Origin of the sequence: Roseospira goensis (assembly GCF_014197795.1) — a bacterium.
In the GTDB taxonomy this organism is placed as follows: Bacteria; Pseudomonadota; Alphaproteobacteria; order Rhodospirillales; family Rhodospirillaceae; genus Rhodospira; species Rhodospira goensis.
The window spans coordinates 1-15,829 of the sequence record NZ_JACIGI010000021.1; the positions used below are offsets into that span (position 1 = coordinate 1).

At 69.5% G+C, this 15,829-nt stretch carries 11 protein-coding genes and 1 pseudogene; 6 read left to right on the top strand and 6 right to left on the bottom strand.

Annotated elements, in window-relative coordinates; genetic code table 11:
* Positions 1-167: 167 nt before the first annotated feature.
* Genes csb2 through cas3g form a run of 4 tightly spaced genes read right to left on the bottom strand, consistent with a single transcriptional unit; the run spans position 168 to position 7,581 of the window.
* Positions 168-1,772 (bottom strand): type I-G CRISPR-associated protein Csb2, encoded by a 1,605-nt coding sequence (csb2, locus tag GGD88_RS12365; RefSeq protein ID WP_184435884.1) that lies wholly within the window; start codon positions 1,770-1,772, stop codon positions 168-170.
* A gap of 5 nt (positions 1,773-1,777) precedes the next feature.
* Positions 1,778-2,746 carry a type I-G CRISPR-associated RAMP protein Csb1/Cas7g gene (gene cas7g / locus GGD88_RS12370; protein WP_184435886.1) on the bottom strand — a complete coding sequence of 323 codons (969 nt, stop codon included), beginning with the start codon at positions 2,744-2,746 and terminating at the stop codon, positions 1,778-1,780.
* Positions 2,736-5,168 (bottom strand): type I-G CRISPR-associated protein Cas8g1/Csx17, encoded by a 2,433-nt coding sequence (cas8g1, locus tag GGD88_RS12375; RefSeq protein ID WP_184435888.1) that lies wholly within the window; start codon positions 5,166-5,168, stop codon positions 2,736-2,738. The genes cas7g and cas8g1 overlap by 11 nt, the downstream gene beginning before the upstream one ends.
* Positions 5,161-7,581 (bottom strand): type I-G CRISPR-associated helicase/endonuclease Cas3g, encoded by a 2,421-nt coding sequence (cas3g, locus tag GGD88_RS12380; protein ID WP_184435890.1) that lies wholly within the window; start codon positions 7,579-7,581, stop codon positions 5,161-5,163. Before cas3g ends, cas8g1 begins: the two co-directional genes overlap by 8 nt.
* A 351-nt stretch (positions 7,582-7,932) precedes the next feature.
* Here cas3g and GGD88_RS12385 point away from each other — a divergent pair, with 351 nt between their 5' ends.
* The 4 genes and pseudogenes from GGD88_RS12385 to GGD88_RS19410 form a co-directional block, all read left to right on the top strand.
* Positions 7,933-8,307: a hypothetical protein gene (locus GGD88_RS12385; protein ID WP_184435892.1), complete on the top strand. Its 375-nt coding sequence runs from the start codon at positions 7,933-7,935 to the stop codon at positions 8,305-8,307.
* Positions 8,297-8,971 (top strand): hypothetical protein, encoded by a 675-nt coding sequence (locus GGD88_RS12390; protein WP_184435894.1) that lies wholly within the window; start codon positions 8,297-8,299, stop codon positions 8,969-8,971. Before GGD88_RS12385 ends, GGD88_RS12390 begins: the two co-directional genes overlap by 11 nt.
* A gap of 121 nt (positions 8,972-9,092) precedes the next feature.
* Positions 9,093-9,257, top strand: coding sequence for a hypothetical protein (locus GGD88_RS12395; RefSeq protein WP_184435896.1), 165 nt, complete (start codon positions 9,093-9,095; stop codon positions 9,255-9,257).
* Positions 9,241-9,351: pseudogene (locus GGD88_RS19410) on the top strand (IS110 family transposase); the annotation flags it as partial. The gene GGD88_RS12395 and the pseudogene GGD88_RS19410, both read left to right, overlap by 17 nt.
* 582 nt (positions 9,352-9,933) lie before the next feature.
* Here GGD88_RS19410 and GGD88_RS12400 read toward each other — a convergent pair.
* Entirely contained in the window at positions 9,934-10,518 is a 585-nt protein-coding gene (locus GGD88_RS12400) for a hypothetical protein (protein ID WP_184435898.1), read from the bottom strand.
* Between the two features lie 440 nt (positions 10,519-10,958).
* On the opposite strand from GGD88_RS12400, the gene dnaK reads away from it, so the two are divergent.
* Entirely contained in the window at positions 10,959-12,899 is a 1,941-nt protein-coding gene (dnaK, locus tag GGD88_RS12405; RefSeq protein ID WP_184435900.1) for a molecular chaperone DnaK, read from the top strand.
* 184 nt (positions 12,900-13,083) lie between these two features.
* The gene (dnaJ, locus tag GGD88_RS12410; protein WP_184435902.1) at positions 13,084-14,226 is read left to right on the top strand and encodes a molecular chaperone DnaJ; all 1,143 of its coding nucleotides are present in this window, start codon (positions 13,084-13,086) and stop codon (positions 14,224-14,226) included.
* Between the two features lie 75 nt (positions 14,227-14,301).
* On the opposite strand, the gene GGD88_RS12415 is transcribed toward dnaJ, so the two are convergent.
* Positions 14,302-15,735 carry a cryptochrome/photolyase family protein gene (locus GGD88_RS12415; protein WP_184435904.1) on the bottom strand — a complete coding sequence of 478 codons (1,434 nt, stop codon included), beginning with the start codon at positions 15,733-15,735 and terminating at the stop codon, positions 14,302-14,304.
* Between the last annotated feature and the right edge of the window lie 94 nt (positions 15,736-15,829).

Below are 15,829 nucleotides of genomic sequence, written 5' to 3' on the forward strand. Positions count from 1 at the left end.
CAAGGTCATCAAGCGGATGGCCTACGGTTTCCGGGATGACGCCTACTTCTTTCTCAAGATCCGCGCCGCTTACCCCGGAATTCCGTGATGAACCTGATTTTAGAGCAGAGTCACCCGCCGAAATGGGACCGTGGCGCGATTCCATTTTGGCGCGATCTGCTCTATGATCAGGGCGCAAGGGAGGGGCCGAAGAGGCCCAGGCCGAAATGACTGGCAAAGCCCAGGGCCAACGGGCCGGGTTGGTCCGTTGGAAAGGTCAGGGTCAGGAACGCGCCCAAGCTGTCCGGCTGGCGTTCGCCCCGGCGCGAGCGGACGCGGTGGAAGTGGATGGGGCGCAGGTCCTTGCCGCCCTCCAGGCGCAGGGCTGGTTCCGCGTTGACACGGAAGGCGGCTGCGTCCGTGTGGCCCACAATGCCTCGCCGGAGCAACAGGCGGCGCACCTCGGCGTCGTACCCGCCCGTCTTCAGGTGACCGGCGGCCAAGAACGGGGTCAGGCTGGTCCAGGCGCGGGACGGGCCGAACAGGCGGCTGACCGGCGCGAAATCGTCCGGCCGACCGAAGCCCTCCAGCGCCAAAGACCATTCCCGCGCCGCATCCATCCACAGCTTGCGCAGGCCGGACAGCTTGGCTTGCGCCTCGCCGTCGAACCCGCGGGGCAGCCAGACCGTGACGTGGTCGATCCAGCCGTCGTTGTCGGCGTCCTCCGGCAGCCAGAAGGCGTGCGCGTGTTCGGGGATGCGCAGCGCCTTGTTGTCCTCACCGTGGCCGGAGATCTCGGGTGGGGCCTTGAACCGCCCTGTTTCCGTGTCGCGCCCGAACCTGCTCATGGCCGCGAGGCGCATCACCTCGCCGATGTGGATGGTGTCCTCGACGCGCGGGCGGGGCCGGCCGGTCAGCACCCAGCGGGCGACAGTGGGCAGAGTCTTGCCGGTGGGGGCGGCCGGGGCACGGCGGCGCCGGCGCCGGGCGGTGGGAGAGAGCGGCGGCCGGACATAGACCACCTCGCGCGAGGCGGGCGGGCGGGTCCATCCGACCTTCTGAAGGTCGCCGGTGTCCAGCGACAGGGCATCCAGCAGGGTGTCCGGAAGGGTGCCCTTGAGGGTTCCGTCCACCTTCTGCGCCAGCGCCTTGGGTGTCGGCGGTTTCTTGCCGGCCGCGGTGTATTCCGAAGTCAATCGTGCCTCAGTCTCCCCGATCAGGCGGGCGCGCTCTTCGCAATACTTGGCCGCCTGCAGCGGCACCAGCACACGGACGGGATCGCCTTCCGCCTCCGTGGCGGCCGTACCGTTCACGGGCTTGCAGTTGGCCTTTTCGACGGGCCACTCGGTTGAAACCGTCGCCTCGACCCAGCTTTCCGCCCGGCCGAGGTAGCCGAGCCCGTCCGCCAGATCCCGGGCCAGGGCCAGCAGGTCGTCGTCCAGGGTCACGTCAGGCCATGCGGCGACGATGGCGCCGTCCCGGGGCAGATGGGCGAACGCATCGAAGACGAGCGTCGTTTTCACCGGCGCCGGCATGTAGTGGCGGGTGTGGCTGTGGACCGCGTCGTCCGGCAGGTGGAAGACGGGTGGAGTTTCCGCCAGGGCCTCGACCAAGCGCGCCAGGGTGTCACGCGGCCAGCGGTCATGGTCGCCCTTGCGCCACCAGGTGGCGACAAGCGCGCGCAGCAGCCGCCACGGCTCCGGCGGCCAGGCCACGTCCGCCTCGTTGACGTTCCGCCCCCAGGGCGTGGCGTGATAGCGCCCGGCCGGGAAGCTGAGGATCAGAGCAAACATGGAGGCTACTTCTTTTCATAGGAGACGGTCAGCACGCGGTCATCGCCGAACAGGCCCTTGGCGCCCACGGCCTCGATCAGGCCCGGCAGGGCGGCCTCAAGGTCTTTCAGCGGCGGTACCGTGAATCCGCTTTCCGGCCGGGTCACCCTGGGCTCGCCCATCGGTTCCAGGTCGCAGGCGGTGCGCAGTCGCAGACCATCGGTCAGCAAGCGACGGATCTTGAACAGGGCCAATGCAATCAGCAGGTCGCCGACGTCGGTGCCCAGACCGAAGGCGCGGATCTGGCGCAGGTCGAGGTTGAAGAAGGCGGTGATGGCGGGCGAGGTGTATTCATCGCGGGCAAAGGGAACGTTGCCGAAGCCCTTAGCCGCGTCGCCGGACGGGTTGACGGAATCGTTCTTCACACCACCGCTGGCCGCGACCTTGGCATCGCCGGCCTCGATGAACGCGGACAGGGCGCGGGGCAGGCGCAACCGCCCGCCGGCCAGCTCCTTCTTGGCCAGGAACACACCGTGCAGCAGGGCGTTGGCGTCGAACTCCAGCAGAACGCGCGCCAATTCGCGCAGGTCCACGCGTCCTTCCTCCATGGAGGCCAGGCGCGCCTTGAGCATGTCCAAAACCGTCTTGTCCTTACCTTCCAGAATATACGGCGAATTGAGCCGGTGCGCCTCCAGCAGGGAGTTGGTGAGCGGCTTGCCGTCCTTATCCACCACCTTGACCACCGGCAGGCCTTTCAGGGGTGCGACCCAGTCGTCGTTGGGCTCATCCCAGCAGACGGTCTCCAGGCGGTTGGCCATGCTCTGGGCGCTTTCGACCAGCACCACCTGTCCCTTGTCGGCGTCGGGATGGCTGTAGACGGCGGCACCCAGGTTGGGGAAACCGGTGGGCTGAAACCGCGTGCCCTGCACGGGCCGTAACGGCACCTCGATCAGCAGGCGGGATTCGGTTGCCAGGGCGGAGAAATCAAGCGGCATCGGTGGTCTCCTCGGAGGGGTTCGCTGCAGTGGGGTCGGGGTAGGCGATGTCGATCAGCGTTCTTAGGTCCCGCGAACGCAGCGGGATCAGCAGGGCGGCGGCCAGCCGGTCGCCCTCCAGGCCGGCGCCGAAACAGGTCTTTGTGTCGCCTAGGCGGGCTGGGTCGAAGGGCGAGGCCAGCCCGGAGGCGCGCGCCCGCGCCAGAGCCGACCGCACCGCCGCGTCGGTCTCGCCCGTCCGCAGGCGCGCGATCAGGCCGGGCGGCACCGGCAGCCGGGCGCCGTCCGGCAGGATCGTTTCCGCCCGCAGGGCGGCATCCGGCGTGAACAGCGGTTTCAAGGCCGCATAGGCGAAGGGCGGGTGTTGGCGTTCCCGCTGATCCACCTTGAGACGCGCTGGCTTGGCCCACACCAGCCCGGCCAGCAGGCGGGCACAGCGGGTGTCGTCAAAGCCCCGATCGGTCAGGAAGGCCAGCACGTCGGACAGGCGGGCCGGCGCGGCGGCCGCCAGGGGCTTGTCTTCCAGCCCGCGCATGGCCTGCTCAATCAGGCGGCGGTCCAGTACCGCGACCATATTGCGCACCAGCCCGCCCGCGCCCCACACGGCCAGGGGCTCGGCGCTACGCTCCCCGGCGGGTCGGTCGTCATTCCAGCGCCACCACGGTTGATCCGCCACGCTCAGGTCAAGCGGGGCGAAATGCGCGGCCATGGGAAGCCGGCGCGGTGGGTGGTCGCGCGCGGGCGCGTCGGAGGTCACCTCGGAAACATGGTCCGCGCCGTCACCATTGGCGCCGAGCGTGGCTTCGGAAGGCGGGCCGGTTCGGGTGTCGCCCCACCCCAGGCTGGCCAGCGCGGCGGCGATACGGAATTCGGCGGAGCGGTCGTCGGCTTCCTGAACCCATGCAGAGCGCAGGCGAGGCGGCGGAGAAAGCTTGTCCCGCGCCTCCTTGCTGGAGACCATCCAGGCCACCACATCGCCCAACGCTATCAGGGCAGCGCGGGCACCGTCCTCGCGTCGGTTGGCCGAGGTCATCAGAAACAACGCGTCCTCCAGCCGACGGAACGCTGTCGTGGCGCGGGCCGGCGCGGTCGTGTCGCGCGCCATGGACCGCACCCGTGCCAGCCAGTCCCCGCGGTCCAGATCGGCGATGAAGTCGTCGGAAGCCTGCCCCGGCCGGGGCGTGTGGAAGCGGCCCAGGGGCGCGGTGATGAACATGTTGCCGTAACGCGCCTCGAAGCCGACGCGCTCGAACGCGTCGAGTCCCCGGTTGACGCCCAGGGCCGCCACTGCGCGGGCAAAAGACAGTCCATCCCTCGCGGCACGCTCGCCGATGTGAGCACGGCCCTCCGCGAACAGGGCGCGCAATTCGGGGTAGAGCGCGGGCCGGGTCCACAGCGGCAGCCAGATCTCCCGTGACCGGTTGGAGTCCTCATCGGCCAGGACCACGGCACCCGATCCCGTGCCCCGATGCGAGACCGTGAACGGGAAGCTGCCGCGCGGCCGGTGGGCCTCGCCGCGGCGCGTAACCGTGCCAGCAAAGGCCAAGGAACCTTCTACGAGGAAGATGATCGACCAGGCGTCCTCGCCGCCGTCCCCAGAGAATCCGGTGGTGGCGTTGGGCGCCGCGATGCGCCCCGGCGAGAATTGGCTCAGGCCGTTTGTCTCGCCGACCATGCCGGCTTGCCCGAACAGGGCCAGGGAGAGGCCGGCGCCGTTGGTGGATGGTGCCAGACCCGTCGTCGGGTCAATCAACGACATCAGAGCCCGATGAAAGGCGCCGGAGAACTCCAGGTTCCCGTCATTGCCACCGCTGCCCAGAAGAGCCGCCGGATCGAATTCGTCGCCTGTCAATGCAACGGCGGCATCGAGCCAGTCGGCGATGCTGTCGTCCGGCATGGCACGGAGCCGCTCCATCAGGGCCACCTTCTCGGTTTCGGACGGTGCCCGATCGGCGCCCAGAGCGTCCAACAGCGCGCGAACATCCCGCATAGCCCGAGCAAGACGCTCCAGGCGTGGGGCTTCGGTCGCGCTCAAGGCGCTGATGCGGCGTGTCGCCTGCGTTTCCTGGTCCCGGACTCCGGTCTTGATCTTCTTGCCGGTTGTCGGATCCTTCTCGCTGCTTTTTCGCTCCTGGAAATAGAACCCGCTGCCCGCATTCCACGGCGCCACGATGGGCGACGGGGCGTAGTCCTCCAGGAAGAACCGCAACAGGCTCTCGCGGTCCAGGCGGGTTTCGAGGTGGAACGCCTCGTCCTTCCAGAACCCGCGCGCGGTCGGGTCGGCGGCCTCCCCCGTTGCGCTGTTGTCGGGCGTGGAGAGCAGGCGCAGCACCCCCAGGGCCTTCAGGTAGCCGGCCAGCGGGGTCGGCGTGCAGCCCTCCAGGCGGTGGGTATGCACGGGTGCCGTGCGTGTGTCAGTCATTGGTGCCCCCCTTTTGCTCCGCCTCGGACGCGCGCCAGTCGGCGAGGCGCACCAGGGCTTCCAGCCACGCCAGCCGGAACGGCCCGTATCGGTCCAGCAGGGCGCGGGTGCGCTCGGTCCAGCTTGCGCCAGTTTCGTCGTCCCACCCCAGGTCCATGACCGAAAGAACCAGCGTCCGCTCCGGCGAGGCCGTGCCGTTGTCCAGGTCCACGGCCGGCAGGGGATCGCTCTCCCACACGCCCCGGGCGAAGCGGCGGCCGTCGGGGGCCGGCTGTTCCTTGGGCAGGGCGCGCAGCGACAGCCGCACCTTGCCGTGGTGGGCGGCGATCAGATAGGCGGCCAGATCGGCCTCGCGCGCCCAGCCATGGTGGGCCAGGAACGCCAGCGCCGAGGCCAGTTCATGGCGGAAATAGGCGCGCCCCCTGTCCCGATGGTAGGCCGCCGCCTTGGCCAGCGGCGCCGCCCCCGGCTCGGCATTGCCCAGCCGCGCCTGAAATGCCGCATGCGCCTTGCCGACATCGTGCCAGCGGGCGGTGGTCACCACCGCATCGCGGTCCGCTCCGGTCACGCCCAGCGTGTCGCACAGCGCCTCGGCCTCCTTGGCCACATGGCCAAGGTGCGCGGTCAGCGGCACCGGGACGTCTTTGCTGCTGTCTGGGTCGGCGTCGGCGGTCTCGGCAGCGGAGTCCGGGTCGTGCGGGACCGGCGCCACCGGCGCCCTGCTGTCGGGGTTAAAGCCGCCGTCCGGCGTGTAGCCGCCCACTGACACATCCAGCATCAGCACCAGTCCAGGCCACGGGCCGTCCGAGGACAATGGCCGCCACGTCGGGACGCGGTCCCCGCCGTCCTTCCCGGGCCGCGCCTGCGGATCGGCGTGGTAAGCCGTCTTGCCCTTCAGCCATGTCCTGGCCCGACCGATGGGAATGGCGCACAGCTCGTCGCGCGTCGGCGCGGGCTGGGTCTCCAGGGTGTTCGCAGCATCCTCGCGCCAGAACACGCGCACGTCGGTGTCGTCGGCGTCGCGGACGTAGGGCGAGATGTCGACGTCGAAGCCGGTCAGGTCCGGGTCGGTGTCGAACAGCTCGATCAGGTCCTTGCGGCGCAGCACCCGGCGCACTGGCGTCGGATCGCCGGGTCCGCCCAGAGCCGACGGCGCGGCGTCGGACAACTCATGCAGACGGTCTCTCGCCTCTTCCAGGTCCTTCACGTCATAGGGCGCGGCGCGGGATGGCGCATCCTTGTCGTCGGCCCCGTCCAGGACGTCGATCCAGACCAGCGGGGCGCCGCCGTCGGCGCTGTACTCGCCGCGCCGATTGACGCGGCCGAAGCGCTGCACCAGCGAGGCCCAGGGCGCCAGTTCCGTCACCATGACGGCGGCGGACAGATCCACGCCGGCCTCGATGGCCTGGGTGGCGACGATGATGACATCCCGTGGCGCGCCCGGCGCGGGCAGCGCCTTGGCCTTGGCCGCTCGTTCCGCCGGCCGGAACCGGGAGTGGATCAGCAGGGTTTCCGAGCCCGATGCGGCCGATAGCACCGCGTGAACCGCCTGTGCCCGGGCCACGGTGTTGACGATGACCAAGGTGGGATGACCGGATCGGTGTTGGTCCTGCACGGTCTGCGCCAGGGCTTGCGCATACGCCTTGGCTTCGTCCTTCTTCTGGCTGGGCGGCGGCGCCTCGACTCGGGTCACCGGCTTGCGCGCCGAGACGATGGCCTGCACGCGGTCGCCGGCGGCATCCTCCGGAAAGTCCTCAGGCACGCGCCAGACCGTCGGCGTGGTCTGAAAATCCACGCTGGCCAGCCACTCTTTCTTCAGCGTCGCCGACACCCACAGGCTGCGCGCCGGCCGCGCGCTTCCCATGGACCGCCGGAACGCCTCAAGCTGGGTCGAGGTCGGCCGCGCCGCTCCCATGGCCTGCACCTCGTCGAACACCCACAGGGCGTCGGTGTGCAGCAGGGCGAAGTCCACCGGCCAACGAAACCGGCTCATGGCGTAGCCACGCATCAGCGCCCGGCTGACCAGCATGTCCTGGGTGCCGATCAGGATGGCGGGGCGGTCCGGGTCCCGGTACCACGGCGGCTCGTCCGCGCCGCCCATCAGGACATGGACATCCTCGCATCGCGGCAAACCCGGGAACGCGGCAAGGTTGGTCATCCAGCCTTGCGTTGCGCCCGCCGTCTGCTCGACCAGCGCGCGCATGGGAAGGCAGTAGACCAGCCGGCGCGGCGCCGCCGGGTCGCCCTGGGCATGGCGCCACGCCCAGCCCAGCACCACGCCGGCGGTCTTGCCGAGTCCGGTAGGCGCGATCAGGGCGTCGGGCCAGTCGGAGGCCTCCGCCAGCGCCGATTGCCACGCGTATGGATCATGTTCATGCCCAAAGGCGGTTTGGAAAAACGCGCGATACGTCATGCTCTCCCCCGACCAGGCGCCGTCCCTGCGACCCGTGAGACCCATGCGACCCATGCTGGCATTCAGTCCGGCGCATCCTGAACGATACTCATGCGTTCTCATCCACAACGCAAGGGATAGGCAGGCGACGCGGTACCGCGTTGGATTGTTGAAAGCCACGGCGACCGGGAGTCGTTCGGTTCCCCAAGCGGAGTCCATTCCTCTCATGGCGGCATGCCAGAACCGGGCACGTGCGTGTCAGGTCCAGTCGGGCATCTTGTTGATGCCATGGTCGACGGGGCGGGCGGGTCCGGCTACCCTCAACGATGGGTGGCGCCCCCCTGGTCACGGGCGATGTGGAGGGTTGGAGCGATGCTCAGCCTCATCCTGGCCGGCATAGGTGGGGTCCTGGTTCTTTACGTTGTCTGGGGCCTGCTCTTCGGTCTCTTCAGGCTGGTGTCCGGCTGGGCCGACCGGGAGACCCGCGAACGGGCGCCCTCCAAGGGCGGCCGGGAGACCCGTGAACCGCGGTCCTCCGACGACCCGGTTGAGGCTCTCGTGGGCGCCGGTGCGATGGCCCTGGCCGTCGGGATGGTCGGGGCGCCCGTCGCCTTCGTCGTGGCGCTGTTCACCAAGAGCAACGGTGCGCCCGAGTTCGGCGTTCTGCTGAACATCATGGTCCTGACCTTCTTCGGCGTGCTTGTGCTGCAGGTGTTGACGGCGAGCCGCGATGACCATGACCGCTGACCCGCGCCGGCGGCTGCGCGCGGGCCGTCTCCTGGCCCTGGCCGGGGTCGTCCTGGCCCTGCTCGCGGCCGAGCCGGCCCACGCCGACCGCGCCGGCCGGGTGCGCGCCGACGCCGACCGCCTGGTCGCCGCCATGCTGGACCACTGCCGCGACGACCCGGCCCGCACCCTCAACACCGCCGGCCTGCTGGAGCCGCTGTCCGACCCGGTCGTGTTCCGCGCCGCCTGCGGCCGGGGCCTGCACGGCCGCCCCCTGATGGGCACGGCGTACACCGCCTTCTTCCACCGCGAGAGGAACGCCACCGGCCTGTTCGAGGTGTTCGGCGCCGCGCGAGAGGTGGCGTTCGCCGGCCGCCGCTACCGGGTGGTGATCGGCCAGACCGCGCGCGCGGCGGTGCGTGACGGTGCGGTCGTCGACGCCGAGATCCGGCCGTCGGCCTATGCGATGGAATTCCAGGGCGACCGCTGGCGTCAGGTCTGGACCTTCCTGGATCCGGTCACGGGCGACCGGGTGCTGCCGCGCGGCCCGTTCACGCAGGACCCCATCGCCCCGCCGGGGGCGGATGCCTTCCTGCGCCGGCTGTGGCGCGACCACGTCACCGGCAGCTTCCACGACCTGCTGTTCACGGTGCGCGACAGCATCGGGGTGCCGCTGGTGGAGTAGCCGCCGCGACCAGCGGTGACCGAATGCGAGGTGAACCGTCCCGGGTTTGTTGGTGTGGACGGTCCACCGGCATCGACTGTGCCAAGATCAGGTCGTTCTACCAACCCGAGGAGGGCCGCCGATGGCATTCCAGCGCATTTCGATGGACACGTCCAAGCATCTCTTCACGCTTCATGGCATTGATGACGGAGAAAAGCCGGGTCTGAACCGTGAGCTGCGGCGTTCACAGGTCGAGTCATTTCTCGCGAAGCTGCCAACGACGGAGAACGACGGAGATTGCACTTGAGGCTTGCGCGGGCTCCCATCATTGGGGGCGGCTTCTCACCGGCATGGGGCATCGGGTGACGCTGATTGCGCCTCAATCCGTGAAACCGTTCGTTACAGCCGATTGCGACAAACCGGACTCGCGGCACGACTTCGGTTTGTCGCGATAATCGGCTGTAGAACCGATAATGTAGAGCCAATTTACGTTCGAAATCGGACCGCATCTGCGGTTTTGATTTCGAACAATCGGCTCTAAGCGGGGCGAGAATGATCGCAATGACGCTATCGCGACCAGTGAGGCGGCATCGCGTCCGGACGATGCGCCCGGTGCCGGTGAAGACAGGTGCCGGTGAAGACAGGTGCCGGTGAAGACAGTGGACGAGCAGGCCGCGACAATCGTTCTGCGGCATCGCGCGTTGCTGATCAGCAGGTTCAAGGCATCAGCGAAAGATGGCGATCGGTCGAACCAAGGAACGATGAAACCCGTTGCCGGCAACGACATACCATGCCATGGGTTTGTTTGGGCTTCGATCGCGGAGTCCCTCTGGGCCAGCGGTCTTGCGCCGCGTCGACAGGCCGGACACATGACCGCAGTCCAACCGGCGCCGATCTTTCGCTGTTTCGACCTTGAAACCTCCGGGCCGTCCACACGCGACCGGACGGGTCTGGCCGGGCGGGCGCCGGGATGGTCCGGGGCCTCAGAAATCCTTGAGGCCGTCGATGTCGATGGCGCTGAAGTAGGCTTCCTTGTCCTCGGCCCCGGCGGAGCCGCCGATTTGCACCAGAATGCGGTTGTTGACCAGGGCCTGGAGCTGGCCGTCGTTGGTCAGGACCACCTTCTGACGGTTGATGCGCTTGACGGTGCCCATGGCCCCCATGGCGGCCGAGTTGCCGAACATGCCGGCCATGGCGGTAACCATCGGGTTGTCCGCCAGGAACTCGATCGTCACCGTCTCGCCGCCGTCCTTCTCGTAGGCCGCGCTGGCGCTCAGGCCGCCGCCCATCATGGCCGCGCCCATGGCCTGGGTCTCGGCGTCCTGGCGCGTCCAACCGGCCAGCGGCTGGGGCAGGAAGTCGGCCAGGCCCGCCGCCTTCATTTGCGACAAGAGTTGGCTGGCGAAGTCCAGTTCCTCCTTGGCGAGGGCGATGTCGCCGGCCTGATACGCCTCCAGGGCGGCCTGGATCGAGTCCTCGACGTCGTCGGCGTGGGCGGGCAGGGCGGTGACGGACATCAGCGCGGCGCCGGTGAGGGCGGCGGCCAGAACCTGGGCAAAGCGGGTCATCGCGGGCGTCCTTCCTTGGTCTCGACTCCTGGCTGCGGGATGCAGGCCGCCGGCGACCGTCGTGACCGCCGGGTGGGGCCCGCGCGCGGTCCGGACCGCCGTGCCCGGACGAGTGGGATCCGGTGGCCCGGACACAGGCCGGCTCGGCGTCAGCGTCCTCCGGTCGTCGGGCATCGTCAAGGTTCTGGCACCGCGGATCGTGGGCCGCGGCGCGGACGTGCCGGGCGGCTCGGGTTTCTGTTGCGGCCCTCCGGCCCGGTTCTTATATAGCGCCCAGCTTACGCCCGCCCCCGGGGCCGCGCCCGGCCCGTGGCCGGCTCCGGGCCAGCCCGGGGGGCGATCGCAGACGGACCACGGTCCCCGAGCGCGGGGATCAGCCTCCGGGAATCGCCGCGGTGCCTGATGGGGCCGCCGCGCTTCGCCAGAATGGAGAAATGCAGATGAGTAAGGTGATCGGTATCGACCTGGGGACCACGAACTCCTGTGTCGCGGTGATGGACGGCAAGGATGCCCGCGTGATCGAGAACGCCGAGGGTGCCCGCACGACGCCGTCGATGGTGGCGTTCTCCGACGGCGGCGAGCGCCTCGTCGGCCAGCCGGCCAAGCGTCAGGCGGTGACCAATCCCGAGAACACGCTGTTCGCCATCAAGCGCCTGATCGGCCGCCGCTACAGTGATCCTACGGTCGAGAAGGACAAGGGTCTGGTCCCGTACAAGATCGTCAAGGGCGACAACGGCGATGCCTGGGTCGAGGCGCACGGTGAGGCCTACGCCCCCAGCCAGGTGTCCGCGTTCATCCTGGGCAAGATGAAGGAGACCGCCGAGGCCCATCTGGGGGAGACCGTCACCCAGGCCGTGATCACCGTGCCGGCCTACTTCAATGACAGCCAGCGCCAGGCCACCAAGGATGCCGGCAAGATCGCCGGCCTGGAGGTGCTGCGCATCATCAACGAGCCGACCGCGGCCGCGCTGTCCTACGGCATGGACAAGAAGACGTCGGGTACCATCGCGGTCTACGACCTGGGCGGCGGCACCTTCGATGTCTCGATCCTGGAGATCGGCGACGGCGTGTTCGAGGTGAAGTCGACCAATGGCGATACCTTCCTGGGCGGCGAGGACTTCGACGCCCGCGTCATCGACTACCTGGCGACCGAGTTCAAGAAGGAACAGGGCATCGACCTGCGCCAGGACCGCCTGGCCCTGCAGCGCCTGAAGGAGGCCGCCGAGAAGGCCAAGATCGAGCTGTCCTCGTCGATGCAGACCGAGGTCAACCTGCCGTTCATCTCGGCCGACCAGAGCGGGCCCAAGCACCTCAACATCAAGCTGACCCGCGCCAAGCTGGAAGCCCTGGTCGATGATCTGGTCCAGCGCACCGTGGAGCCCTGCCGCAAGGCGCTGTCCGACGCCGGCATGAAGGCCTCGGAGATCGACGAGGTGATCCTGGTCGGCGGCATGACCCGCATGCCGAAGGTCCAGCAGGTGGTGAAGGACTTCTTCGGTCGCGAGCCGCATAAGGGTGTCAACCCGGACGAGGTGGTCGCCATCGGCGCCGCCATTCAGGGCGGCGTGCTGAAGGGCGACGTCAAGGACGTGCTGTTGCTCGACGTGACCCCGCTGTCGCTGGGCATCGAGACCCTGGGCGGTGTGTTCACCCGTTTGATCGACCGCAACACCACCATCCCGACCCGGAAGAGCCAGGTGTTCTCGACCGCCGAGGACAACCAGAGTGCCGTGACGATCCGCGTCTTCCAGGGCGAGCGCGAGATGGCGGCGGACAACAAGCTGCTGGGTCAGTTCGATCTGGTCGGCATCCCGTCCGCGCCGCGCGGCGTGCCGCAGATCGAGGTCACGTTCGACATCGACCCGAACGGCATCGTCAACGTCTCGGCCAAGGACAAGGCGACCGGCAAGGAGCAGACCATCCGCATCCAGGCCTCGGGCGGGCTGTCCGACGACGACATCGAGCGCATGGTCAAGGAGGCCGAGCAGAACGCGGCCGCCGACAAGCAGAGGCGCGAACTGGTCGAGGCCCACAACCAGGCCGACGGTCTGGTCCACACCACCGAGAAGACGCTGTCGGAATACGGCGACAAGATTCCGGCCGAGGACAAGGCCAAGATCGAGTCCGACGTCGCCGCCCTGCGCGAGGCCATGAACGGCGAGGATCTCGCCGACATCAAGGCCAAGACCGACGCCCTGCAGCAGTCCGCCATGAAGCTGGGCGAGGCCATGTACAAGGCCCAGCAGGAGGCGGGTCCGGACGGCGGGGCCGCCGGCGGGGACGCGACCGGCGGTGGGACCGGCTCCGGGTCCGGCAAGGGCGACGAGGGCGTCGTTGATGCCGACTTCGAGGAAGTCGACGACGGCAAGAAGACCCAGTAGGCCCGGCCTGCTTTGGTGACGGAGGCCGCCACCGGGACCGCGCGCGGATCCGGGTGGCGGCCCCTTCACGTGACGGACGGGCCCGTTGCGGAAGGACCCGTCACGCAAGGGGGCGCGCCCCGCCCGCCCGGCGGTGCGGGGCCGGCCGGAGACGACAGCATCGCCGCCGGAAGGGCCAGACGGGATGAGCAAACGGGACTACTACGACGTACTGGGGGTCGGCAAATCGGCCGGGGCCGACGAGATCAAGAAGGCCTACCGCAAGCTGGCCATGAAATACCATCCGGACCGCAACCCGGATGACCGGGATGCCGAGCAGAAGTTCAAGGACCTGAACGAGGCCTACGAGGTCCTCAAGGACGACCAGAAGCGGGCCGCCTATGATCGCTTCGGGCATGCCGCGTTCGAGGGCGGCGGACCCGGGGGCGGCGGCGGCTTCCATGGCTTCGGCGGCGCCGGCGGCTTCGCCGACATTTTCGACGAGATGTTCGGCGAGTTCATGGGGGGCGGCCGGCGTGGCGGCGGCCGTCAGAGCACGCGCGGCGCCGACCTGCGCTACAACATGGAAATCGCGCTGGAAGAGGCGTTCGCCGGCAAGAAGACGTCGATCAACGTCCCGACGTCCGTGACCTGCGACACCTGCGAGGGCAGCGGCGCCAAGGCCGGGACCCAGCCCAAGACCTGCGGCACCTGCGGAGGCATGGGCCGGGTGCGCGCCCAGCAGGGCTTCTTCACGATCGAGCGCACCTGTCCCACCTGTGGCGGCCAGGGCAAGACGATCGCTGACCCGTGCACCGCTTGCGGCGGCGCCGGCCGGGTGCGTCGCGACAAGACGCTGGAGGTGACCATCCCGGCGGGCGTCGAGGACGGCACCCGCATCCGTCTGGCCGGCGAGGGAGAGGCCGGGTTGCGCGGCGGGCCGCCCGGCGACCTCTACATCTTCCTGTCGGTCGCCCCGCACCGCCTGTTCCAGCGCGACGGCGCCAACATCCAATGCCGGGTGCCCATCGCCATGACCACCGCGGCCCTGGGCGGGTCGATCGAGGTCCCGTCCATCGACGGCAGCCGCGCCAAGGTGACGATCCCGGCCGGCACCCAGACCGGCACCCAGTTCCGGCTGCGCGGCAAGGGCATGACCGTGCTGCGCAGCTCGGCGCGCGGCGACATGTTCATCCAGGCCGTCGTCGAGACGCCGGTGAACCTGACCAAGCGCCAGAAGGAGCTGTTGGAAGAGTTCGCCAAGGCCGGCGGGGACGATTCCCACAGTCCCGAAAGCCATGGCTTCTTCAAGAAGGTCAAGGAGTTCTTCGAGGACCTGACGGACTGATGCCCCCGCGGCGGCGCCCCCGTCCGGCGTCGCATCCGGGGCTGCGCGCCGTGGCGGGGCCTGAGGCGGGCCGCTCTATCCGTCGCCGCCCTGCGACGGGCCTTTGATCGTCTCCAGCGCGGCCAGGGCGCGGTCGCGGGCGGCCTTGTGGTCCAGGATCGGGGCGGGATAGGTCTCGCCCAGCGTCACCCCGGCCTCGCGCAGCACCAGCGCGGGCGCGTCCCAGGGCTTGTGCAGCACCCGGTCCGGCAGGCCGGCGAGTTCCGGCACCCAGCGCCGCACATAGGCGCCGTCGGCGTCGAACTTCTCGCCCTGCAACACCGGATTGAAGACGCGGAAGTACGGGGCCGCGTCGGCGCCGCAGCCGGCGATCCACTGCCAGGAGCAGGTGTTGTTGGCCGGGCAGGCGTCCACGAGCGTGTCCCAGAACCAGCGTTCGCCGGCCCGCCAGTCGATCAGCAGGTCCTTGACCAGGAACGAGCCGACGATCATGCGCGCCCGGTTGTGCATCCAGCCGGTCTCCCAGAGCTGGCGCATGGCGGCGTCGACCACCGGATAGCCGGTCCGGCCCCGCGCCCAGGCCCGCAGGCCCTCCGGGTCGTCGCGCCAGGGGAAGGCGGCGAATGCCTCCTGAAGGGGCTCGTCATGCATGGCCGGATGCTGGTGCAGCAGGTGATACGAGAACTCGCGCCAGCCCACCTCGCGCAGGAACGACTCGGCGCCGCGGTCATACGGCCGGTCGCGCACTGCATGCCAGATCTGGCGCGGGCTGATCTCCCCGAAGCGCAGGTGCGGGGACAACAGCGAGGTGGCGTCCGCCCCCAGCGCGTCGCGCTGGTCGGCGTACGCTGGCGCCTGATCGTCCAGGAAACCCTCAAGGACGGTGTGTGCGGCATCCTCCCCCGGAACCCAGGTGGCGCGCAGGCCGCCGGCCCAGTCCGGCTGCGTCGGCCGCAGGCCCCAGTCCTCCAGCGCATCGCCGTCCGGCCAGGCCGTGGGTGCCGGGATGGCGTCGGGGGCGGGCAGGGGGCGTGGCGGCGGGTCCAGGGTCTGGAGGTGCTTCCAGAACGGCGTGAAGACGCGGAACGGCTGGCCCTGCTTGTTCCGGACCGCCTCGGGTTCGTACAGCAGCGACCCGGCGTAGCGGCGCGCCGTCACCCCCAGCCCGGCGAGGTGGTCGGCCAGCGGTGTCTCGTCCGACCCCGCCATCCGGGTCCAGAACACGGCGTCGGCCCCGGTCTCCCGGACCAGATCGGTCAGCACCGTGCGCACCGGCCCGCGTCGCAGCACCAGCCCGGCGCCGCGCGTGTCCAGGTCCGCGGCGAGCGCCGCGAGCGAGCCGTGCAGCCACCATCGCGCCGCCCCCCCCAGGGGGCGGGCATCCTCGCCCTCGCCGTCCAGGATGTAGACCGGAACGACCGGCCGGCCGGTGGCGACGGCGGCGCTCAGCGCCGGGTTGTCGGAGAGCCGCAGGTCGCGGCGGAACCAGAGAACGACGGGGGCGGTCATGCGGCGGGCCTCGGCGCAGGAGGAGACGAGCGATCCCGTACCGGTGCCTTGCCCCGGCCGCCCGGTCAAGCCGCCGCCGCATCCGCCGGCGAAA